The organism is Chryseobacterium sp. KACC 21268, assembly GCA_028736075.1.
Lineage (GTDB): Bacteria > Bacteroidota > Bacteroidia > Flavobacteriales > Weeksellaceae > Epilithonimonas.
On record CP117875.1, the window covers coordinates 2,703,735 to 2,726,537 of the forward strand.

A 22,803-nucleotide genomic window follows, 5' to 3' on the forward strand; every position below is an offset into this window, starting at 1 on the left:
AGGCGGTGTTGAAGCTACTTTTGTCTTATCAATTTTAAATAAAATCATTAACAATTAAAATTATAGGATATGAAAAAGAAAATCTTAATCATCGTTTCAAACGCCAACGAAATTGGACCAAACAACAGAAGAACTGGAACATTCTTACCAGAAGTAGCGCATCCATACGCAGATTTCGAAAAGGCCGGATTCCAAATCGATTTTGCTTCATTGACTGGCGAAACACCTTACCTTGACGGATTGGACCTTGCCGGCGACCCAGACAATTTGAAATTCTTAACGGGTGACGGTTGGGCAGAAATGCAAAAAGCGACTAAACTAAGCGATGTGGACACGACCGTTTATGATGCCGTTTTCACGCCAGGCGGATTGGCTCCGATGGTCGATATGCCGGAACATCAAACTTTGAAAAGTGTACTTGCCGAAACTTATGAGCGCGGTGCAGTTGTAGGCGCAGTTTGTCACGGTCCTGTTTCCTTGTTGAATGTAAAACTGAGCAACGGAAAATATTTGGTTGATGGAAAAAACATCACTTCATTCACTACAGAAGAAGAATCGATGTACGCAATTGCCGATGTTCCTTTTGACCTTCAAACCGAACTATCAAAACAAGGCGCCATCTTCCACGCAGAAACCGCTTGGTCAGCGCACAGCATTGCAGACGGAAATCTTGTGACAGGTCAAAACCCTGAATCCGCGAGAGGTGTTGGAGAGAAAATTGTGGCTTTATTAAATCAAAAAAATTAATTATGGAAAATCAAACACAAGCTATTTTCATCTTCGCCAAATGGCAAGTAAAGAATGGAAATCTACAAACCGTTTTGAATTTGCTTCCATCATTAATTGAAAAAAGTACAATGGAAGAAGGAAATATATTTTACAAAATCTATCAAGATAATTCGGACAGCAATATTTTGATACTGAATGAGAGTTATAAAGATATGGCGAGCATCGAAGTTCATAAAAACTCCGAGCATTATCAGGAAATTGCAGTAAAGCAAATCATTCCGTTGTTGGAAAATAGAGAAGTTATCTTGGCTTCGGAACTTGGTCTGTAACTCAAATCTAAAAAGAAATAATAGAAAGCTGAAGTTTAGAACATCGGCTTTTTTAATTACTTTTAAACCTTCAATATTTAAAGTTCTTTAGTTATGACCATCGACCAAATACTCGACGACATCTACCCGATTCCAGATTCATCAAAATCATTGGTCAAAAAATATATCAGCTTAATTAAATATCCAAAAGGACAAATCATCATCAATGTAGATAAGATAGAATCGAATGTCTATTTTATCAAACAGGGAATTGCAAGAGCATTTTCTAATGACAGCGAAAATGAGATCACTTTTTGGTTTGGTAAAGAAGGAAGCACTGTTCTGTCTATGATGAGCTACATTTCCAACGAAAAGGGATACGAGGACGTCGAGCTTTTGGAAGATTCGGAATTATATCAAATTAAGTCTAGCGATCTGCAGGATCTTTTCATTAAGGACATTCATCTGGCCAATTGGGGACGAAAATTTGCAGAAAAAGAGTTGGCGAAAACCGAGCAACTTTTCATTTCTCGACAGACAAAGACGGCTACAGAACGCTATATCGAACTTTTGGAGAAAACGCCACATCTCATTCAGCGTGTTCAATTGCGCTATATTGCGTCTTATCTTGGGATCACACAAGTCAGTCTGAGCAGAATCAGGGCCGAGATCAAATAGTATATTTTTTATCGTAGGTAAAATGAAAATGCATCTTTTTGTCTGAACTTTGTCAAAAATTAAAGAAAATGAATTGGATCATATTGATTATCGCGGGACTGTTTGAAGTGGCATTTGCTTATTGTCTTGGAAAGGCAAAAGAAACTTCTGGGAATGAAATGTACTTGTGGTACGCAGGATTTCTCCTGGCTTTGGTAACGAGTATGAGTCTTCTGATCAAGGCGACGCAAACTTTGCCCATCGGAACAGCTTACGCCGTCTGGACAGGAATTGGTGCTGTCGGAACTGTACTGGTAGGCATTTTGGTCTTCAAAGAACCAGCAACATTCTTGAGGATATTCTTTCTTATCACATTGATAGGTTCGATAGTTGGACTAAAAGCAGTTGCGCATTAATTAACATAATATTAATATGTATATAAGATGATGTATAAATTTCAGTTTTTTTTGTTAACTTAGCTTTCAATAAATCTATTTAGGACAATTTTCGATAATTTTCCTAAAATCAAACACACACAAAAATGATTAAAGAAAACAAAAAACTGAAAGCGTTGACGCTTGAGGAGCTTAAAATGAAACAGAAAAGATTTACAAACTTTGTGAGCTTTCTAAGCATTTTGACTATGCTGACTTTAGCAATTCTTATCTATCTATCAATCAAAAGCAACAATTATACTTTCCTTATGCTCTGCGGTGGATCATCCTTTGCGCTTTTGCTTTGTGGACTGATTCTAAGGCAGGTAGAAGCGGAAATAACGGCAAGGAATTCCCACAGTTAAAGTCACAAAATCATTACTTGGTTTTTCCAGTACTGCTGAAATTTACAGGAATCCATTTGTAGCAATTATTTGATTTTCTTAATCTTCCAAAGCCTGGAAAAGGAATATGATCTGCTGCAATTAGATAATTTTCTGATGACGCTTCAGCATATATTTTTTTTCGCTGCTTAGCTGCTTTTGTTTTATCGAAATCAAATTCATTAGCCAGCGTTGGTGCGTGGAATTGGACTGCTGCAATATGAACCAAGTCGCCTAGAAAAACCATTTTCTCACTGTTACTTTCCAAAACAAAGGCGCAGTGTCCAAAGGTATGTCCGTAATAAGCAACAGATTTGAGACCCGGGAAAAGTTCAAATTCTCCTTCAAATGTTTTAACACTTCCTTTTTTCAAATACGGCTTTAAAGTTAAAAAAGCTGGCCGATTTGAAGGATATCCCCGCGGTTCATCTTTATCCTGATTTTCGTGCTTTAACCAAAAATCAATTTCTTTTTGATCTACATGTATTGTTGCATTTGGGAACTGTATTTTTCCATTAACCGTCAGACCTCCGGAATGATCCAGGTGAATGTGCGTTAATAATATATCTGTAATTTGTTCCGGATGATAGCCAGCATTTCCTAAGCTCTCCACTATATTTCCCGATGCAGAATCATTAAATAACGCACCTGCTCCTGTATCAACCAGAATAAGACGATTATTTGTCTTAATTAAATAAGCATTAATAGAAGTTTCAACAGGATTATTAATAAAAGATTCTTTCAATAAATCATCTACCTGATGCTCATGCTCAGACTTTAATAATTGATTGGCATCCACAGGAACTGTTCCGTCCAAAAGTGCAGTTACAGCAAACTCTCCAACTTTGACTGTGTAGTAGCCTGCAGTATAATTTTTCTGTTGTGATGCCAAATTACAGTTCCACAATATGATCATTAAATACAAAACTCTGACATTCATTTTTTCTTTGTTTATAAATTAGTTTTGCAAAGAGACTGTAATTAGTTTATTTTTACAACCATTGTTGCCTATTACTGGTAACGCAAAAGTAACCACAAAAATGAAAAAAGATTTTTTCACCTGCAGCAATTGTCCGATGACTAGAACTATGGCAACGATTGGCTCCAAATGGAAACCAATCATCATCTACGCATTGGGCGCTCGCACACTTCGTTTCGGACAGATCCACGTGCGTATTGATATTATTTCAAAGAAAGTTTTGACAGATCAGCTGAAAGAACTTGAGCAGGACGGCATTCTCATTCGTACAGTTTTTAAAGAAATTCCGCCAAGAGTAGAATATCATCTGACAGAAAAAGGTTTGGAACTTCTTCCAATTCTAAATATGATGACTTTGTGGAACAGCAAATACTCGGAAACAGAAAGTAAAACTGAAATAGAATCATAGCCTTTAACCTTACTACCAAAATAATTAAATTTAAAAAAATGAAATATCTGTTTTTAGGACTGGCAATCTGCCTGGAAGTTTTTGGAACAAGTTGTTTGAGCAGATCAGAAAACTTCACAAAACTGTGGCCCAGTCTCCTCACCATTATTGCATTCACGGGTTGTTTTTATTTCTTTTCGCACGCTATCCGGGAGATTCCGCTAGGTATTGCTTATGCGATCTGGGCTGGTTTGGGAATTGTTTTGACGGCCTTGGTTTCTGTTTTCTTTTTCAAACAAAAATTAGATTTACCGGCGTTCCTTGGAATAGGAATTATCATCTTTGGTGTTCTTGTGATCAATTTATTTTCAAAGTCATCCACACATTAGAAGAACTAAGTTTTTCTGTTTCAAGAATTTTGATATTTCATCTATATTTACAAATACAAAGCATTTCAACTGATGAATCAGAAACCTACGGAAATATTAGAAACTTTCTACCCCGAAACGCCAGAGCAATGGCGAGACTGGCTCCGGGAAAATCACACGCGTGAGAAAGGAATTTGGCTTCTGCAGTACAACAAGAAATCTGGTAAACCATCGATTAGCTGGAGTGACGCCGTGGATGAGGCTCTTTGCTATGGGTGGATAGACAGCCTCAAGAAAAAACTGAGTGAAGAATCCTCCATCCAATATTTCGGGAAACGAAAACCCAAAAGCACCTGGTCCAAAATTAATAAACAAAAAATCGAAAAACTTACCTCCGAAAACCGAATGTGCCAAGCTGGACTAGACATCATCATTATTGCAAAAGATAATGGCTCTTGGGAAATACTGGACAGTGTCGAAGAACTTCTGGTCCCAGAAGATCTTATGCTGGAACTTTCCATCCGAGCAGGTGCCGCCGACTTTTTCCATAGCCTGAGCAATTCTGCAAAGAAGATGATGCTGCAATGGCTCGTCCTGGCAAAAAGACCGGAAACCAGGCAAAAGAGAATTATGGAGATTGCAGAAGCAGCAGAAAAGAAGATGAAACCAAAACAGTTTTGATACAGCAATTGCGAAATAGTTCCGGATTATTTATATTTAACAAAAATTCAGAAATCTAAAAATCTTTAACTATGAAAAAACTAAAACCATTCGTATTTATTTTATTCGCACTGGCACTTGTGAGTTGCGGTACCAGCAGCAATTATACTCAGAATACACTTAACAAAGAGTTCTACAACGGCAAAACAATTTACTTTATGTACGGTTATGAAAGTAAGAATTTCGTTAGCTACAAAGGAATGCACGCCTCTGTTTTGGGTCCGGATCTCCCACCCGATGTAAAACAGGTTTTCAAACAATCTATTGACGAGCTTGCAGTAGAAACTAAACTAAATCTAAAAGTTGTAGACAATCTAGACAATATCAATGATCCATCTGGAGTCCTGGTGTATGCCAAAATTAACGAAATCATCTGGTCATTTGGATTATCAGTGGCCACTATGAAAACCGATGTTGCGTACACCGTCAAACCAAATGATAAAGTGTACTCTACCACCGGCATTCGCAAAAGTGGTGGCGGCGACCCAAGCAACAATGTCAGAAAATCTCTGAAAGATGCCAACTACAAATTTCTGAAAGAACTGGAGAAATAAGTTTTATAATATGCCTTACAATTATTTGCGACACAGCTTTAATCTATTGTTCATAGCAACCCAAATCTTATTGTTAAATTAACGATATGAATAAAACTAAATCGCTATTGCTTCGATTCCAAAGAAGGCAACAATTAATCAACGAAATTGGACAGAAAGAAATTTAATCTGATCCACCACATATCTAAAAAAAGAAACCTCTCAATTACTTGAGAGGTTTCTTTATATTATCAACTATTATTCATTCAAAAAAAAGACTGCCACGAATGACAGCCTCCGAATATAGAATTGTAAAATTTATTTTGCTTTAAAATACACTCTTCTATTAGCTTTGTTTTTCCATTCAGGACATTTTGAAGCAGGATCACATTCTGGATATTTCAGATCCGTTTTTCCATTTCCGATGGCATCCAATTTTGAAGAGCTTGCGCCATTCGTAATTAAATATTGTTTTACATTGTCCGCTCTTCTTTGAGAAAGTGCTTGGTTATAAGCCTCTGTTCCTCTCGTATCAGTTGCTCCTACAACAGTGTAAGAACCACTGGTAGAATTGATGTAACTGATGGCGCTGTTAAGAATCGGCGTGTTGTTTGGCAAGATTCTGTCTGAGTTAAGATCGAATTCGATTGCACTCATTGCAGTTTCGTCAGATGATACCATACCATTGTCTGAATTCGTTACAGGACAACCATTGTTTTCTACCGGACCTGGAACTGTTACACATTTATCATTAAGATCGATTACACCATCCATATCAACGTCCAATGCTACACCTGCACCATCCACTCTAGCACCTGCCGGAGTATCAAGCTGTCTGTCCCAGTCGTCGCAAACTCCATCATTGTCAGCATCTCCTGTTTTACACAATTTGATGTTATCGATTTTTGTTTCAAGTTCGTCAATTTTTGTGTAAGCCTCATCCAATGGGTCATGCCACATTAGGTTTGGTCTGTTTTTGCCCAAGTTGATGGTAAGACCCAACGTCGGGTTGAAGAAATTATCAGAAGTATGAGAACTGATTCTGTTTACAGCACTGTATTGATCACTTCCACCACCGTCAAATGCTTCGTCTCCGGTTACAACGTACATTACTCTACCTTCGATATCAACTCTATTACTGATTTTATATTTCAAACCAACACCAGCCTGTCCGAATAGTGAGTTGAATTTAAATGGTTTGTTTTCTGTCATTAATCTTTGTCCAGTCTCATCTTTTTGGTAAGCTCTGTAAGCTAATACACCTACACCAGCATATCCGTGGATTGCCCATCTGTAGTCTGCATTGCTGTCAACTCTCCTTAGAAGGTTTGAGAAATTGATGTCTCCCAAAAGTGAGATTGCATCATATTGTGTTCTTGCTCCAACTTGTAAAGAAGTTGATGCATTGGCAGGTGCTGCATCTTTAGTGTTGAAATAACCTTGTCTGGTCTCACCACGGTCATATTGTAACTTCAAACTGAATGAATGCGAAAGAGCCTTGTCTATACTGAAATAAGCTGAATAGCCTACAAGCGTGTTACCACTTTGGATAGATTTCAAATCTGCGTTTTGCATCAATGGAATACCACCACCAAATGAAACAGACCAGCTGTTGAATCTTGTAGAGTCTGATTTTAAAGTAGTTCTTTCAACAGAGTTAGTGTTTGTGGTTGTCTGCATCATTTCTTGCGAGAACATCACTGCCGGGCACGCCAAGGCCAACGACAAAATGGTTAATTTTGATTTCATAAAATATAATTTTAAATTGTTTTACTTATTAAATGTATAATTGGAATAATTACACCAAATCACTTTGAACATGCATTCCTAAGGTGATTCGCATTCCACTATCCAATTACCATACCAATAAAAATAAATCGCTATTATTTATAATTATTCAAAACATAACAACTCCTAATTTTATAAACTAAACTGACAGAAAATTAATCTGTTAGACGGATGTAATCAAGACATAAAAAAACCTCTCAAAAAATTGAAAGGTTTTTTTATTGATTATTTGAATATAAACTTTAGAGTTAAATCCAAGTTCTAAAGTCTAATTTCTGCTATTACATATAAGCTTCGATCGGCTCACAAGTACAGATCAAGTTTCTGTCGCCATAAGCTTCATCAATTCTCGCAACCGTAGCAAAGAATTTATGCGTTCTCACCCAATCCAATGGATAAGCGGCCTTCTCTCTTCCATAAGGCTTGTCCCAAGAATCTGAGATCACCAACTGCTCGGTGTGAGGTGCGTTTTTCAAAACATTGTTTTCTCTGTCTGCATCGCCGTTTGCAATCTCGTCAATTTCTTTTTTGATGTTGATCAATGCTTCTGCGAATCTGTCAATCTCATCTTTGTTTTCAGACTCGGTTGGTTCGATCATTAATGTTCCAGCTACCGGGAAACTCACTGTTGGTGCGTGGAAGCCATAATCCATCAAACGTTTTGCAATATCAGCTACCTCAATTCCCAAAGTTTTGAACTGACGGAAATCCACGATACATTCGTGTGCTACTCTGCCTTTGTCGTTCGCATAAAGGATTGGGAAGTGCTCAGCTAGAATTTCTTTCAAATAATTAGCATTTAGGATTGCGTGCTCCGTTGCTTTTTTCAAACCTGAAGTTCCCAACATTTTGATGTAAGCGTAAGAGATATTCAAAATCAATCCGGAACCATAAGGTGCTGCAGAGATTCCTTCAATCGCTTCTTTCCCACCGATTGAGATATTCGCATTGGTTGGTAGGAATGGAACCAAATGCTCCGCCACACAGATTGGACCAACACCAGGACCACCGCCACCGTGAGGAATTGCGAAAGTTTTGTGAAGATTCAGGTGACAAACGTCTGCCCCGATATTTCCTGGACTTGTAAATCCAACCTGCGCATTCATATTCGCACCATCCATATAGACTTGTCCGCCGTGTTCGTGCGTCAGTTTTGTAATTTCCTTGATATTCGCATCGAAAAATCCGTAAGTAGACGGATAAGTAATCATGATGCAAGAAAGATTTTCAGAATGCAATTCCGTTTTTGCTTTGAAATCTTTAAAATCAATTTCTCCATTTTCAAGATTTTTTACGACTACGATCTTCATTCCTGCCATCGCTGCAGAAGCCGGATTGGTTCCGTGCGCAGATTGTGGAATGAGAACGATATTTCTGTAGCCTTCGCCTCTGTTTTTATGATATTCTCTGATGACCATTAGTCCGGCATATTCGCCTTGCGCACCAGAGTTTGGTTGAAGGGAAGTTCCAGCGAAACCAGTAATTTCAGCAAGGTCTTTCTCCAATTCTTTGATCATTTCCTGATAACCACCAGCCTGATCTGTTGGTACAAATGGGTGAACACTTCCCCATTCTCCCCAAGATAGAGGGATCATTTGAGTTGCAGCGTTCAATTTCATTGTACAAGAACCAAGTGAAATCATAGAATGTGTCAAAGACAAATCTTTTCTTTCCAGACGTTTGATGTAACGCATCAATTCTGTCTCAGTATGGTATTTGTTGAAAACTTCTTCTTCAAGGATTTTATCTTCTCTCAACAATTCAGCTGGGATAGAATATTCTTCTTTCAAAGTCACTTTGTAACCTTGTTTCCCTTTGAACTGAGCAAAAGCTTCGATCAAATGGTTGAGTTTGTCAACTGTCGTTGTTTCGTTGATGGAAATACTGATAATGCCCTGAGAGAAATAGTTAAGATTGATTTTCTGATCTCTCATTTTCATTCTCAAAGATGATTTCTCTTCCTCGTGCAATCTGAATTTAACGGTATCAAAAACTGGCTCGTCTACAATATCATAACCTAGAACTTTCAGCGCATCGCCCAAAGCATTGGTTTTATAATGGATCTGGTCAGCAATAAAATTCAAACCTTTAGGTCCGTGATAAACAGCATACATACCAGCCATTACTGCAAGAAGCACTTGAGCTGTACAGATGTTGGAAGTCGCTCTTTCTCTCTTTATGTGTTGCTCTCTGGTTTGAAGTGCCATTCTCAACGCACGTTTACCGTACATATCTTGCGAAACCCCGATAATTCTTCCTGGAATATCTCTTTTATAATCTTCCTTACAAGTGAAGAACGCTGCGTGAGGACCACCATAACCCATTGGAATCCCAAATCTTTGGGAAGTTCCAACCGCACAATCTGCGCCCATATCAGCTGGAGATTTCAGCTTTACCAAAGCCATTGGATCACAAGCAACAACTACCTGAAGATTGAATTCTTTATAGTAAGTGATATTTTCTGTGTAATCTAAAACGATTCCATTCTTCCCTGGATATTGCAATAGAACACCGTAGTAAGAATCATTGAACTGATGGTTGCTATGATTTCCTACAATAATATCAATTCCAAGACCTTCCGCTTTTGTTTTAAGAACAGAAACTGTTTGTGGAAGAACTAGATCTGAGATGAAAAACTTAGTTGCATTGGCTTTTTTTTGATCCTTTGTTCTATTGTTGAAGAACATATGCATTGCTTCTGCAGCAGCGGTAGATTCGTCAAGAAGAGAGGCATTTGCCAACGGAAAACCAGTTAAATCAGAAACTACAGTTTGGAAATTCAACAAAGCTTCTAATCTTCCCTGTGCAATCTCTGCCTGGTAAGGCGTGTAAGCGGTGTACCAGCTTGGATTCTCCAGGATATTTCTCTGGATTGGAGAAGGCAAAATGGTATTGTGGTATCCAAAACCGATATAGTTGTCGAAATTCAGATTTTTAGATGCCAACTCTTTGGAATGTAATAGCATCTCATACTCCGAAAGTGGCTCCGAGATGTCCAGATCTTTCTCCAGTCTGATGGCATCCGGAATGGTTTGCGAGATCAGTTCTTCAATACTCGCTGCTCCTACTTTCTTTAGCATTTCCGCTTTTTCAGACTCATTAAGGCTGATGTGGCGATTTACGAATTGTTGTGTATTCATTTATAAAACTTCAAATTAGATTCTTATTATAAGGCTTGTAAATTTAATCAATTCTAAAAATATTTGTGACGTCAAGAATTTGATAAAAACTATCGTAACAATATTATTTATTACACAGGATTTACTTTTTGATCCTATTTATTATAAATCATATTGATTTTCTCAGCATATTTTTCGAGAACAATATTTCTTTTAATTTTTAAGGTTGGTGTGATCTCTCCGCTTTGGATCTCAAAATCGGCCGGCATCAAGATAAACTTTTTAATTTTCTCAAAACCAGAGAGATTCACCTGGATGTCATCAATTAGTTTTTGGTAGAAAGCCTGTACTTTTTCGTTTTCCAAAACTTCTTTCCAGTTGGTAAATGTGATGCCAAGAGTTTTCACCTTCTCTTCCAAAGTTTCAAAATTCGGAACAATCAAAGCAGAAACAAAAGGTTTGTCATCTGCAATCAGTAGAATTTGATTGATGTAACTGTTGTTGGAAAACATATTTTCAATGGGTTGCGGCGCGATGTATTTTCCGTTGGAAGTTTTCATTAGATCTTTGATCCTGTCTGTGATTGTGAGATTTCCTTCATTATCCAAAACGCCCGCATCACCAGTTTTCATCCACCCGTCTTCTGTAAAGATCTTCGCTGTTTCTGCAGGATTTTTGTAGTAACCTTTCATTATACCACTTCCTTTCACGAGAATTTCGTCATTCTCCCCGATTTTAATTTGAGAGTCGCCAATTAGTTTTCCTGCTGTTCCGTATTTGTATTTTGTAAAAGGAAAAGCCGTGATGGTCGCGGTCGTTTCCGTCATCCCATAACCAACGGTGATATGAATTCCCATCGCATCGAAAAATTGCGTCACTTCCTTAGAAATAGACGCGCCACCACAAGGCATAAACCAAAGTCGTCCGCCTAATTTTGTTTTGATTTTATTAAAGACCAAAGCATTCGCGATCTTATATTTTTGATTTAATAAAAAAGGAATGTTTTGCTGATCTCTTTTTCTTTCCGAAACTTGAGTTCCTGTTTCAATCGCCCAAGCGAAGATTTTTTTCTTAGTTGGAGAGGCTGTCACAAGCATTTCGTTGATGCCAGCATAGATCTTCTGATAGAATCTTGGAACAGAACACATTGTGGTTGGTTTCACCTCCTGCAAAGCGTTTGCAATCAATTTTGGATTCTCCAGAAAGCTGACTTTAGCTCCTACTGAAAAACAGAATAAGGTCCAACATCTTTCGAAAACGTGGCTGAGTGGTAAAAATGCCAATGATTGTTCTTTCTCAAAATCCTTGAAACCAAAAAAGTCAATGTGCGCGTCAAATGCTTTTTGGAAATTGCCGTGCGTCAACATCACACCTTTCGGAATTCCTGATGTTCCGGATGTGTAGATAATGGTCGCCAGATCTTCATCTGACCTTTCTACAATCTTGAATTTATCCGAAGCTTTCTCTATAAAGTCTGATAGAAATATGGAATTATCCTTTAGAGTAAAATTCTTTTTAGCAGCGATAATCTTCTCGACACCACTAGTTTTACTTAATAGTTGATGACAGGTTTCGTACTGTTCTTGGTCGCCTGTCAAAATGATTTTGGGTCCTGCGTGGTTAATGATATATTCTACCTGATCGGCGCCGTTTGTGGAATAGACAGGAACTGTGACCGCGCCAATTGCAAGCGTGGCAACATCCATAATGATCCATTCTGGAGAGTTGTCTGCGTAGATCGCCACTTTGTCATTTTCCTTCACACCAGCCTCTACCAAAGCGTTGGCAGTACGGAAAACCATCTGCTTGAATCTCATCCAAGTCAGTTCCTTCCATTCATTATCTTTTTTGAAACCCACAGCTGCTTTCTGTGGAAATCGTTTGGTGTTCTTGTTCAGAAATTCCGTAATGTTCATTAATTGGATTTTGATATGCTTTGTGCATAATTTTTAAGATGGAAATCTACACTTTCATCTATCGGAATGAATTCGTAATTCAAAGTCTCACGAATTTTGTTGTTGGTGATCGTCGAATCTGACTTGATCGTTTCAACATTTGTTCTGTTTCCTAATTTCAAAATTGGAATGAACCAGCCGAAAATCACAGAGAAAAATGGAAGAATATCTAAGATTGAATTTGATATTAATTTTGCTGGCGTCTTTCCAAAAGTCTTTCGAACTTTATCCGCCATATGTTTGTATTTTACAACTTCTGATGTCAAAATGAAACGTTGTCCGAAAATTGACCTTTCCATCAATTCAACAGCAATTTTTGCGACATCTCTCACATCAACATAAGCTGTCGACCCTGGAAAAGTAAATCCATTTGACATCTCTTTGAACAGTTTTCCGCTGCTGTGATTCCAGTTTCCTGAACCTATGATTAAACCCGGATTGATGATGATCGTATTCAAACCTTCTGCAGATGCACGCCAGACTTCCATTTCGGAAAGATATTTGGAGATCGCATAATTTGAATGGTCTAACTTCTCGTTGAAATCGGAGTTTTCGTCCATTTCGCCTTTGTCATTATAACCATCAAGAACTGCAATAGAACTTACGAAAAGAAACTTTTTGACTTTATCTGGATCGATTGCGAAGAGTAATTTCTCTGTCGCTTCAGAATTATTTCGGTACAATTCCTTCTCTGCACTTGGATTGAAGCTGACCTTCGCGGCGCAATGATACACTTCATCCACATCTTTCAAAGCGTTCTCCAAGGAATCTTGATCATTAAAATCAATATCGAACCACTCTATTTGGTCAAAATAAAAATCTGGACGATCAGTATAGAATTTATAAGAATCTTTGACTTCCGGCAAATTACTGGAGCTGCGTTTTGTGGCGCGAACTTTCTTTCCTTTTTTGAGAAGTTCCAAAGCAATTACCCGTCCTAAAATCCCTGTTGCACCTGTGATCAATATCATTCTACGTCGGAAATTTGAGGTTGGATGTCAGTATTCGTTTTGAAGTTCTGTATCAATAAAATAAAGTTTGCAATAGAATATGCTGCGATAATCACTACAAAATACCAGAAACTTTTGCCCTCCAAGAAGTAATCTCCTGCTCCGGAAAATGAATCCTTCAGAACAAAAAATAAAAGTCCTATCAAAAAAAGATTGACAAGAACCGAAAAAAACAAAATGACCTTGTAAATAGTCTCCTGGTATTTTTTCATTAAAGATTTTTACAAAGATAATTCAATTCTATAAAAAATCTCTTATTCGGATATTGAAATCTATCAGGAAATTAATGTGTGTTCTGTTTCATAAACTCCAATGTTTTTTCCATCATCAATTGGTGTCCAGGTTCTTCATTTAGGCCGTGATTTCCTTTATCGATGGGAATGAGTTCATTTTTGACATTATTCTCGTCCAGTTTTTTCTTCAGAATTTCGGATTGGGAATATGGAACGATTCGGTCTTTGTTACCGTGGATCATCAAAGTCGGAACAGAATTTTGGTTAATGTAAGTCACTGGCGAATAGATTTTAAGACCATCAATCGCTTCTTGTTTTTGTTCTTTGATATCTTTCGTCGTAAAGCCTCTGATCATATCGTTGCGCATTGTGTAGATCTTCGGAAAGATCAGTTTGAAAATGAAAATTTTGAAACCAGCTTCTTCGGTTCTCAGAAGTTTGTTCAAGTCGGATGGACCGAAATAATCGATCACGTAATTGACCTTGGCAGATTGACCAGGAAAATTGCTGTGTTCAGAAAACTGACTGTCATCCGAATAGGCCGCGACCATCCCAATCTGTGCGCCTGCGGAAGCGCCCCAAAGTCCTATATTCTTCTCATCAAAATTATATTTGTCAGCATTCGCCCGGATCCATCGTACTGCTTCTTTGGAATCTTCAATAGGTTTTGGAAAATTGGTATTTTTATCTAATAACGTATAGTTGACGCTGACTACGGCGTAACCATTTTGAACAAATTTTAGAACGAAATCATTCATATAGAACTTTTCGGGAAAGGCTTTGTCGCCACCGATCCAGCCGCCACCGTGGAGGAAGACGAGAACGGGAAATTTTTTATTTGATCGTTCAGGAAGGTAGATATCCAGTTTATGGTCGATGGAATCTGACGTTTTATAGGTAACATCGGGAATTTTCGAAACTTCGGAAATGGTAGTCTGAGATTTGAAAAACGTTAAACAAAGGATCAGGATGATCGATAACTTCCATTTCATAAAGATAATTTTAATTCAGATCCGATAATACAAGGCTTGTACCATTATCAAATCTGAATTAATATGTCATTATCTATGCTAAAAGAAAATCTTTGACCGCTGCGTTGAAATCTACAGGATTGTTGGCCTGGACCCAATGTTCTGCTTTGGCGATCTTGATGATCTTGGAATCCGGAAATTGCTGTCTGATCAAGAGTTCATCTTGTGGCAAAATATAATTCGAATTGGCGCCGGCAACGAACAACGTTGGTCCTTTGAAAACACCAAATTTTATCGCATTGGAAACAAACTCCGTATATTTTTCCGCCAAAGTTTTGAGGTTGAATCGCCAAGCTAACTTCTTATCGTCGGTCCAATAAAGATTCTTCATCAAAAACTGGATCACAAATTTCTCGTGAATATATTCGCCTAAAACTTTCTCAACATCCTGTCTGGAAGTTACAGTTTCGAAATCCACCGTTTGAAGCGCTTTAATAATTCCCTGATGATGCGGCGGATAAGCTTTCGGAGAAATATCGACCACAATCAGCTTGTTCAGTTTTTCTGGGAATTTGATGGCGAATTGCATCACTGCTTTCCCGCCAAGCGAATGTCCGAGAAGATTGGCTCTTTCTATTTTATGAAATTCCATATAATTCAGAATGTCATTAGCCAGATCATCGTGCGACATTGAATCTGAATGAAAACTGCGGCCGTGATTTCTAAGGTCAATCACGTGTGTTGGCATCAATTCTCCAAATTCTTTTCCGAAACTTCCCCAATTGTCCAGCATTCCGAACAATCCGTGGAATACCAAAAGTGGTGTTTCTGTTATTTCTTCTCCGTATATTTTTGAGTGTAGGATTTCCATTGATTCTAATTTATTTTTACCATTTCGCCAATCGCTTCAAATAAGCCTGAACCGTATTTTCCAAACCAAGGTAAAGCGCCTCAGAGATCAAAGCGTGACCGATGGAAACCTCTAAAAGATTCGGAATGTTGTCTGAGAAATATTGTAGATTATCCAAACTAAGATCGTGGCCAGCATTGATTCCCAAACCAAACTTCTCCGCTTCAATTGCTGTGTCAATATATGATTTGATGGCCTTTTCTTTATCTTTAGGATAGTTGGTTGCGTACGCTTCTGTATAAAGTTCAATCCTGTCTGTGCCTGTTTCCGCTGCAAATTTCACCATTTCTGGATTTGGGTCCAGGAAAATTGAAGTTCTAATTCCGGCATCTTTAAATTCAGAAATAACAGATTTTAAGAAATCAAGATTCTTTTCGCAATCCCAACCAGCGTTGGATGTAATGGCATTATCAGCATCCGGAACCAATGTCACTTGCTCGGGTTTTACCTCCAAAACCATATCGACGAATGGTCTGTGCGGATTTCCTTCGATATTGAATTCTGTTTTCACCAAAGGCTTCAGGTCGTAAACGTCTTTTCTGGTGATATGTCTCTCGTCTGGTCGTGGATGAATGGTGATTCCCTGCGCTCCAAATCTTTCCAGATCCACAGCTACTTGGGTTACACTTGGCACATCGCCACCTCTTGCATTTCTAATCGTTGCGATTTTATTGATGTTGACACTTAGTTTAGTCATAAATGATGAATGATGAATGATAATTAATTTAAATTTTGTGGACCTGCATTATCTCAAGGTCAAATTCCTTGGATGCTACCAAAAGATGATCGAAAATATCCGCCTGAATTTGCTCAAAATGTTCCCACTTTGAATCGTTGGCAAAACAATAGATTTCCAAAGGCATTCCTTGAGGTGTGATTTCCATTTGCCTCACCATCAAAGCTCCCGTCTGGTCTATGTTCGGATTGTTTTTCAGATAGCTCATCGCGTATTTTCTAAAAGTTCCGATGTTCGTCAACTGTTGTCCATTGATGATCTCGTCCGAATTGATCAAGTTTGCTTTCTCCTGCTCTATCTCTTTTTTCTTCTCCAAAAGATAATCGTGAATCAAATTGATTTTCAGCAATTCTCCGAACAACTGGTCATCCAAAAACTTAAACGATTTGATATTAAAGACAATCGATTTCTTGATTCTTCGGGTGTTGGTTTCAGACATTACCTGCATATTTTTGATTTCCGTGGTCAGCAGATCGTAGGTCGGAATAGTGGAAAGTGTTTTGTCAAAATTTCTGATTTTGGTTGTCAGTAAATCGATATCTTCAATGTTACCTTCAATCGAATATTTTGGGATCGTCACCCAATCTCCCACTTTCAAATTCTTAGATGTTGCAACGTGAATACCAGTTACGAATCCGAGAATCGTATCTCTAAAAACCAAAACAATCACAGCCGTTATCGCCCCCAAACTTCCTAAAACTGTCGTTCCACTAATGCCAAACAAAACACATATAGCAATGACTGTAAAAATAAAAACGCCAAAAATCTTAACTGTTTGCGAAATAGAATTGATCGCAATAATTTTATAATAATCCTTCTGGATCAGATAATAATTCTGTAATACTTTAATAAATCGAAACGCCATATTTGCGATAACAAACACGAGTAAAATCCCTACCAATCTCTCGAGGAAAATCATACTTTTCGGATGTCTGTAAAAGATGGAAACATAAGCAAAACTACCGAAACCCAAGGACAAGATATTTGCCACGGAATTGGTCACTTTTGCTTTGTAGATGGACTTCATCACAGGATACTTTTCTTTATCAAAAAAGAATCTGAATGTCAGGTTAATGCCATTTTTCAGCAAAAATGAAACGATGAAAATGAGAGATATTAGAAATAAGAATTTAAAAGTAATTTGGCTCGTCAGCACAAACTCATCAGGAAAGAAATCTTTGCAGAAGAAATGAATCTTATCACTAATTTGTTGAAGAAAATCCTTATAATCTATGAGTTCGTTTTTCATTTAGATGAATTATTTTACAAAAATAAGGATAAAAAAAAACTTTTGGCATTAGATTGAATATTGTATTTTTAATAAAATTATAAAATTGGATCCAACATTAATCAACATTGTCTCACTAGCGCTGCTCTTCATCGGTCTATTGGGAACATTTCTTCCCGTTTTGCCGGGATTATTATTAAGTCTCTGCGGACTTTTGATCTTCAAATTCGGGACAGAGAACGATATGCCGATGATCTACGTCTGGATATTCGTACTCTTGACAATCGTTTCAACCGTTTTGAATTACGTCATCCCGGCGAAGACCAACAAAAAATATGGCGGAACGCGCTATGGAAGTATCGGTTCATTTGTAGGAACCATTGTCGGACTTATCTTCATACCGATTCCTTTTGGCTTTTTAATAGGAATGTTGTTAGGCGTTTTCCTAGGAGAATTGCTTCACGACGTGAGCGACACCAGAAAAGCACTCAACTCTATGAAAGGTGCTTTCGTCGGATTCATCTACGGAACTGGATTCAACCTGATGGTTGGATTGGCTATGTTTTTGGTGGTTGGCTATTATATTTTCTTTTAAAAAAAATCAAAATGATGAACATTAAAACATTTTTCTGCATTCCTCTTTTATTATTGATGAGCAATTGCAAAACCCAAACTTCCCAGACTGAGACAGCTAATTCAACTAATAAAACTGTGGTGATCGGCCTGGAAAAACAAAGTAAAATTCCTAATTCTAACGTGAGTCTTCACTTTAAAGATGTTGTGGAGGAAAGTCGCTGTCCTGTGGATGTCACGTGTGTTTGGGAAGGCATTGCGATAATCAATGTTGAAGCGACATCTGGAAATCAAAAAGCTAATTTCCAAGTTGCAACCAGAGATTTCAGTCCGAAAAATGTTACCAATTCCTTCAGTTTTTCTGGCTACAAATTCACATTAACAGAATTGAAACCGCAGCCTGGAGGCAAAGAAGAGCCAGAAACAGTCAGCTTCAAATACGAAAAAGAAAATTAAATCTTCTATCAAACACTCAAACACTCCAACTCTTTAACCTAGTTATCCCCATATAATCGGCTCTTTCCTTTTTTCCTTAAGATAATTATTGATCTTAGAAAATGGATGACTTCCGAAAAACCCTCTGTAAACAGAGAATGGCGAAGGATGTGCGGATTGTATGATAAAATGTTTGGTCTCGTCTATCAGCGAGGCCTTTTTTTGTGCAAATGCGCCCCAAAGTACAAAGACCACATTTTCTTTTTGATTTGAAATTTGTTTGATGATAAAATCCGTAAACGTTTCCCAACCTATATTTTTATGAGAATTGGGCTCGTGAGCTTGCACGGTCAAAGTCGCATTCAGAAGGAGAACGCCTTGCTTTGCCCAATCCTGCAGATCATTACTTTTCCTTTCTACACCAATATCGTCTTTCAATTCGATGAAAATATTTTTGAGCGATGGTGGCGCTTTCACGTTTTCAGAAACTGAAAAACAAAGTCCGTTGGCCTGCCCATCATTATGATATGGATCTTGGCCGATGATCACGACCTTAATATCTTCAAATTCCGTTAATTCCAAAGCACGGAAGATCTGCTTCGTTGGTGGAAAACATTTTTTAGAATTAAATTCCAGTTTCACATTCTCCCAAAGGTTGATAAAATAAGAACTTTCTTTAATCGGTTTCAGAACTTCGGACCAGGTCATAGCAAGATTTTTGCAAAATTAAATTTAGAAATCGATTAATGCAAATCCCGTGACAATTACATCAATTAAAGTTAATTAATCACAAATATCGTTTGGCTTAATTTTATATGTAATAAATTCGCGGAAAATTTACATTTTCCCATCACTTTTAGAATGAAAATCTGGAACAGCTTTATCTTTTCAATCATTTTTATGGCCAACATCTCTGCTCAAAATACCATCATCGTAGGAACATACACCAATAGCGATAAGTGTACGAGTGGCGGTATCTATATTTTTGATTTTGATGAGAATACGTACGATCACAATCTCAAATTCCACACAGAGAACGTCATCAATCCAAGTTTCGTAAGCCTAAGTCCAGACAAGAAATTTCTCTTCTCAGTCAACGAAGATGGCGATAAAAGTACAGTCACTTCTTTCTCTATTGATGAAACCGATGGAAAATTAATAAAAAAAGACCAAAGAAAAACCCAAGGTGAAGATCCAGCTTTCCTGATCTCTGACGACCAAAATGTCATCACAGCCAACTATTCCGGCGGAAGCATCAATGTGTTCAAACGATATGCGGATGGAAAATTATCCGATGTTTTTCAGAATATCAAATTCGAAGGTGTTGGTTTGAATCCGAAACGTCAGGAAAAATCGCACATTCATCAGGTTCAATTTTCTCCGGACCATCAATATGTTTTGGCGACCGATCTTGGATTGGACAAGATCTATGTCTTTAAATATAATAAAATAGGCGAACAGGTTTTAGAAAAAACTGGAGAATTTGATGTAAAAAAAGGCTCTGGACCGAGACATATTGCATTTGATAAAACAGGAAAATTGATTTATCTCGTTCAGGAATTGAGTGGTGACTTGTCTGTTTTAAGTTTCAATGAAGGTAAAATCGAATTGATCCAGGAAGAAACCTTGTTGTCACGAAAAGTTAGATTTAATTTCCGTGCGGCAGACATTCATTTATCTAATAATGAAAGGTTTGTCTATGTGACGAATCGTGATGATGCAGATGACATCACCGTTTTCAAAAGAAAAAAAGATGGAACGGTAAAGAAGATCCAACAAACGAAAACCATTGGCCGAAATCCCAGAAACTTCACCATCAGCCCAAACAACAAATTGGTACTGATTGCGAATCAGGACACCAACCGAATCAATATTTTTGACCGTGATTTAAAAACAGGATTGCTCACAGCAACTGGAAAATCTATTCCGGTTTGCAGTCCTGTGAATGTCATATTTTACGAAAAAGGCAAATAGCTTTCACATTAAAACAATATTCAAAACAAAAAACAGTTACTAATAGTTAATGCTTGATGAAATCGATGATTGATAAAAAATTTATTCTCTCTTTTTTCTTAATATTTGTCACCAGTTTGCTTTTTTCGCAGACTGACAAAGAAAACGAAATCGAAAACGTCGTGATCCAAGGCGTAAAAAAATATAAGAACAAAAAGGAAAATCCTGCTTACGCCATTATGCGTGAGGTTTGGAAAAAGAAAAAATCCAACGGATTGCTTCTCCATAAAGATTACAAATACAAAACCTACGAAAAGATAGATTTCCGCCTGGATAATATTGACAGCGCTTTCACAAAGAAAAGAGCTTTTAAGGGAATGGACTCTATCATCTTCAAATACAATGATTCTTCAGAAATTGCTGGCAAAGCGGTTCTACCGGTTTTCATCACCGAAAGTATTTTCGAGACGTACGGAAAAAACGACCCGAAAAAAGAGCGTAAAGACCTTTTGGCGACACGACTTTCTGGACTGAAGAACAATCAGATTGTTTCCAAAACGATCCAGAATATGTACAAGGACATCAATATTTATGATAACACGATCAATTATCTGAATATCGGTTTTGTAAGTCCTGTTTCCACTGATGGTTTTGGCGTTTTCGATTATAATATCACAGACACGATCGAAGTCAATACTGTTAGAAGTTACGAGATCAGATTTACCCCGAAAAACCCTGAAGCTCTTGCACTGAAAGGCAGACTTTACATTTCAATGGACAAGTACAATGTGATGAAAGTGGAAATGGAAACCAACAAAAAGATCAACATCAATTTCGTCAAGAAAATTGCAACAGACCTTGAGTTTGACAATCCGGACGATTCCACATTCATCCCAACAAGAAATGAAACGACGATCAATCTCGTTACAAATGATAAAGACAAAGCGAAATCCATCATAGCCAGACGCGTCGCCAACTATTCTGACTACGAATTTGACAAAGGCATCACCGATGATTTTCTAAACAAGATCGTGATTCCCGAAGACGAAATGGTGGCGAAAGACGAAACCTACTGGCAAAGCAACAGAACAGAAGCATTGACGGAAAGCGACCAGAACATCTATAAAATGTATGATGAACTTGCTGATAATCCAAAGTACAAAAAGATTGTGAAGATTGTCGAGATTGGTAATTCCGGATATTTTCACATTGGCAACGGCATTGACATCGGAAATATATTTCAATCCTTTGGTTATAATGACATCGAAGGTGTAAGGCTGAGAGGTGGTTTCAGAACTTATCACGGTAAAAATGATATGTGGAGAATCCAAGGTTACATAGCGTACGGTTTCCGTGATCAAAAATGGAAATTCGGTGGTGAGGCCAAATATATGTTCAACAAGGAAAACCGATTTATGATTGGTGCTGGTTACAGAAAAGATGTCTTACAACTTGGTGTTCAATTGACGACGGATGAGGGAATTATGACCAGGTCATTCGCCTCTTCTTCGGTTTTGAACAGCGGTGAAACGACCTCTATGAGTTCCGTGAATCAAACCAATGTTTTTACAAGCATCGAGCCTTGGAAAAACTTCCAGGTGAGATTGGATGCGACCACTCAAAATATAAAATCGGCAGATTCTAATTTGTTTAACATCAATTATTATAGAAGCGGTGTTTTGAGAACAGACCTCAATGATACAAGATTCACCACAACATTGATTTTCAGACCTGGAATAAAATTCTCAACATATGGCGTTGACCGTTATGAGATGACTGCTTTGGCAACCAATCCATCATTAATTTTAAAATATACAAAAGGTATGGGTGGCGTTTTCAATTCTGATTATAATTACAACAAACTTCAGTTCTATTATTATCAACCGGTGATATTAGGAAACTGGGGACGCTTGTTCGCCAATGTAGAAGTTGGTAAAAACTTCGATGCTCTCCCACTCGCTTTGCAAAATGTAATGCCGGCCAACCAATCTTACGGTTTGGTGAGAGGTGTTTTTTCTTTGATGAATTATTATGAATTCGTGGCAGATTCTTACGCCGTGATGTTTTTGGAACACCACTTCAACGGAAAGATCTTATCTCAAATTCCATTGATTAAAAAACTAAAACTGCGTGAAGTTGCCTTTTTCCGTTCAGGAATTGGAAGTTTGAAACCAGAAACGATTTCGATGAATGCAGGAAATCTGAACCTTAGCGCTCCAAACAAACCTTACTACGAATATGGTTTCGGGATTGAGAATATCGGTTGGGGGAATTTCAGATTGTTGAGATTGGATTTCAACTGGAGAGGAAATTACCTTAATCATAATACTTCTGCAACTTCCGAGGTTAGAAAATTTGGTGTTCAGTTTGGTTTCCAGGCGAATTTTTAGGAA

At 37.8% G+C, this 22,803-nt stretch carries 24 protein-coding genes; 13 read left to right on the forward strand and 11 right to left on the reverse strand.

Annotated features, from left to right (window positions below; translation table 11 throughout):
- Positions 1-69 precede the first annotated feature (69 nt).
- The 5 genes from PQ459_12615 to PQ459_12635 all read left to right on the forward strand — a co-directional run bounded on the left by PQ459_12615 (position 70) and on the right by PQ459_12635 (position 2,493).
- Entirely contained in the window at positions 70-747 is a 678-nt protein-coding gene (locus PQ459_12615) for a type 1 glutamine amidotransferase domain-containing protein (GenBank protein WDF45738.1), read from the forward strand.
- A gap of 2 nt (positions 748-749) precedes the next feature.
- Positions 750-1,058: a putative quinol monooxygenase gene (locus tag PQ459_12620; GenBank protein WDF45739.1), complete on the forward strand. Its 309-nt coding sequence runs from the start codon at positions 750-752 to the stop codon at positions 1,056-1,058.
- A gap of 93 nt (positions 1,059-1,151) precedes the next feature.
- Positions 1,152-1,715, forward strand: coding sequence for a Crp/Fnr family transcriptional regulator (locus PQ459_12625; protein WDF45740.1), 564 nt, complete (start codon positions 1,152-1,154; stop codon positions 1,713-1,715).
- A gap of 68 nt (positions 1,716-1,783) precedes the next feature.
- Positions 1,784-2,110, forward strand: coding sequence for a multidrug efflux SMR transporter (locus PQ459_12630; GenBank protein ID WDF45741.1), 327 nt, complete (start codon positions 1,784-1,786; stop codon positions 2,108-2,110).
- 125 nt (positions 2,111-2,235) lie between these two features.
- A complete protein-coding gene (locus PQ459_12635; GenBank protein WDF45742.1) occupies positions 2,236-2,493 on the forward strand; it encodes a hypothetical protein in 258 nt (85 codons plus the stop codon).
- A 13-nt stretch (positions 2,494-2,506) separates the two neighbouring features.
- Here PQ459_12635 and PQ459_12640 read toward each other — a convergent pair whose 3' ends face one another.
- Complete coding sequence (locus tag PQ459_12640; GenBank protein WDF45743.1) at positions 2,507-3,328, reverse strand: MBL fold metallo-hydrolase; 822 nt, start codon at positions 3,326-3,328, stop codon at positions 2,507-2,509.
- A gap of 223 nt (positions 3,329-3,551) precedes the next feature.
- Here PQ459_12640 and PQ459_12645 point away from each other — a divergent pair, with 223 nt between their 5' ends.
- The 4 genes from PQ459_12645 to PQ459_12660 all read left to right on the forward strand — a co-directional run bounded on the left by PQ459_12645 (position 3,552) and on the right by PQ459_12660 (position 5,520).
- Positions 3,552-3,899 carry a helix-turn-helix domain-containing protein gene (locus tag PQ459_12645; GenBank protein WDF45744.1) on the forward strand — a complete coding sequence of 116 codons (348 nt, stop codon included), beginning with the start codon at positions 3,552-3,554 and terminating at the stop codon, positions 3,897-3,899.
- Positions 3,900-3,937: 38 nt separating this feature from the next.
- Positions 3,938-4,267, forward strand: coding sequence for an SMR family transporter (locus PQ459_12650; GenBank protein WDF45745.1), 330 nt, complete (start codon positions 3,938-3,940; stop codon positions 4,265-4,267).
- A 72-nt stretch (positions 4,268-4,339) separates the two neighbouring features.
- Complete coding sequence (locus PQ459_12655) at positions 4,340-4,927, forward strand: YdeI/OmpD-associated family protein (GenBank protein WDF45746.1); 588 nt, start codon at positions 4,340-4,342, stop codon at positions 4,925-4,927.
- 71 nt (positions 4,928-4,998) lie between these two features.
- Complete coding sequence (locus tag PQ459_12660) at positions 4,999-5,520, forward strand: hypothetical protein (GenBank protein WDF45747.1); 522 nt, start codon at positions 4,999-5,001, stop codon at positions 5,518-5,520.
- A 297-nt stretch (positions 5,521-5,817) separates the two neighbouring features.
- Here PQ459_12660 and PQ459_12665 read toward each other — a convergent pair whose 3' ends face one another.
- The 9 genes from PQ459_12665 to PQ459_12705 form a co-directional block, all read right to left on the reverse strand.
- Positions 5,818-7,248 (reverse strand): OmpA family protein, encoded by a 1,431-nt coding sequence (locus tag PQ459_12665; protein ID WDF45748.1) that lies wholly within the window; start codon positions 7,246-7,248, stop codon positions 5,818-5,820.
- Between the two features lie 320 nt (positions 7,249-7,568).
- On the reverse strand, positions 7,569-10,427 hold the full coding sequence (gene gcvP, locus PQ459_12670; protein WDF45749.1) for an aminomethyl-transferring glycine dehydrogenase: 2,859 nt from the start codon (positions 10,425-10,427) through the stop codon (positions 7,569-7,571).
- Positions 10,428-10,561: 134 nt separating this feature from the next.
- Positions 10,562-12,322 (reverse strand): long-chain fatty acid--CoA ligase, encoded by a 1,761-nt coding sequence (locus PQ459_12675; GenBank protein ID WDF45750.1) that lies wholly within the window; start codon positions 12,320-12,322, stop codon positions 10,562-10,564.
- Positions 12,322-13,332 (reverse strand): NAD-dependent epimerase/dehydratase family protein, encoded by a 1,011-nt coding sequence (locus tag PQ459_12680; GenBank protein ID WDF45751.1) that lies wholly within the window; start codon positions 13,330-13,332, stop codon positions 12,322-12,324. Before PQ459_12680 ends, PQ459_12675 begins: the two co-directional genes overlap by 1 nt.
- Positions 13,329-13,583, reverse strand: coding sequence for a hypothetical protein (locus PQ459_12685; GenBank protein ID WDF45752.1), 255 nt, complete (start codon positions 13,581-13,583; stop codon positions 13,329-13,331). The genes PQ459_12680 and PQ459_12685 overlap by 4 nt, the downstream gene beginning before the upstream one ends.
- A 71-nt stretch (positions 13,584-13,654) precedes the next feature.
- Positions 13,655-14,596, reverse strand: a complete 942-nt coding sequence (locus PQ459_12690; GenBank protein ID WDF45753.1) for an alpha/beta hydrolase — start codon at positions 14,594-14,596, stop codon at positions 13,655-13,657.
- A 73-nt stretch (positions 14,597-14,669) separates the two neighbouring features.
- Complete coding sequence (locus PQ459_12695; GenBank protein ID WDF45754.1) at positions 14,670-15,446, reverse strand: alpha/beta fold hydrolase; 777 nt, start codon at positions 15,444-15,446, stop codon at positions 14,670-14,672.
- Positions 15,447-15,462: 16 nt separating this feature from the next.
- Complete coding sequence (locus PQ459_12700; protein WDF45755.1) at positions 15,463-16,182, reverse strand: pyridoxine 5'-phosphate synthase; 720 nt, start codon at positions 16,180-16,182, stop codon at positions 15,463-15,465.
- A gap of 28 nt (positions 16,183-16,210) precedes the next feature.
- Positions 16,211-17,470 carry a mechanosensitive ion channel gene (locus PQ459_12705; GenBank protein ID WDF45756.1) on the reverse strand — a complete coding sequence of 420 codons (1,260 nt, stop codon included), beginning with the start codon at positions 17,468-17,470 and terminating at the stop codon, positions 16,211-16,213.
- Positions 17,471-17,555: 85 nt separating this feature from the next.
- On the opposite strand from PQ459_12705, the gene PQ459_12710 reads away from it, so the two are divergent.
- Both PQ459_12710 and PQ459_12715 read left to right on the forward strand, forming a co-directional pair.
- Positions 17,556-18,044 (forward strand): DUF456 domain-containing protein, encoded by a 489-nt coding sequence (locus PQ459_12710; GenBank protein ID WDF45757.1) that lies wholly within the window; start codon positions 17,556-17,558, stop codon positions 18,042-18,044.
- Positions 18,045-18,055: 11 nt separating this feature from the next.
- Positions 18,056-18,478: a hypothetical protein gene (locus PQ459_12715; protein ID WDF45758.1), complete on the forward strand. Its 423-nt coding sequence runs from the start codon at positions 18,056-18,058 to the stop codon at positions 18,476-18,478.
- Between the two features lie 42 nt (positions 18,479-18,520).
- Here the strand turns inward: PQ459_12715 and PQ459_12720 are convergent, their stop codons facing one another.
- Complete coding sequence (locus PQ459_12720; GenBank protein WDF45759.1) at positions 18,521-19,165, reverse strand: uracil-DNA glycosylase; 645 nt, start codon at positions 19,163-19,165, stop codon at positions 18,521-18,523.
- Positions 19,166-19,318: 153 nt separating this feature from the next.
- On the opposite strand from PQ459_12720, the gene PQ459_12725 reads away from it, so the two are divergent.
- Together PQ459_12725 and PQ459_12730 are read left to right on the forward strand one after the other, a co-directional pair.
- Positions 19,319-20,431: a lactonase family protein gene (locus PQ459_12725; protein WDF45760.1), complete on the forward strand. Its 1,113-nt coding sequence runs from the start codon at positions 19,319-19,321 to the stop codon at positions 20,429-20,431.
- 65 nt (positions 20,432-20,496) lie between these two features.
- Positions 20,497-22,800 carry a DUF5686 family protein gene (locus PQ459_12730; GenBank protein WDF45761.1) on the forward strand — a complete coding sequence of 768 codons (2,304 nt, stop codon included), beginning with the start codon at positions 20,497-20,499 and terminating at the stop codon, positions 22,798-22,800.
- The last annotated feature ends 3 nt before the right edge of the window (positions 22,801-22,803 follow it).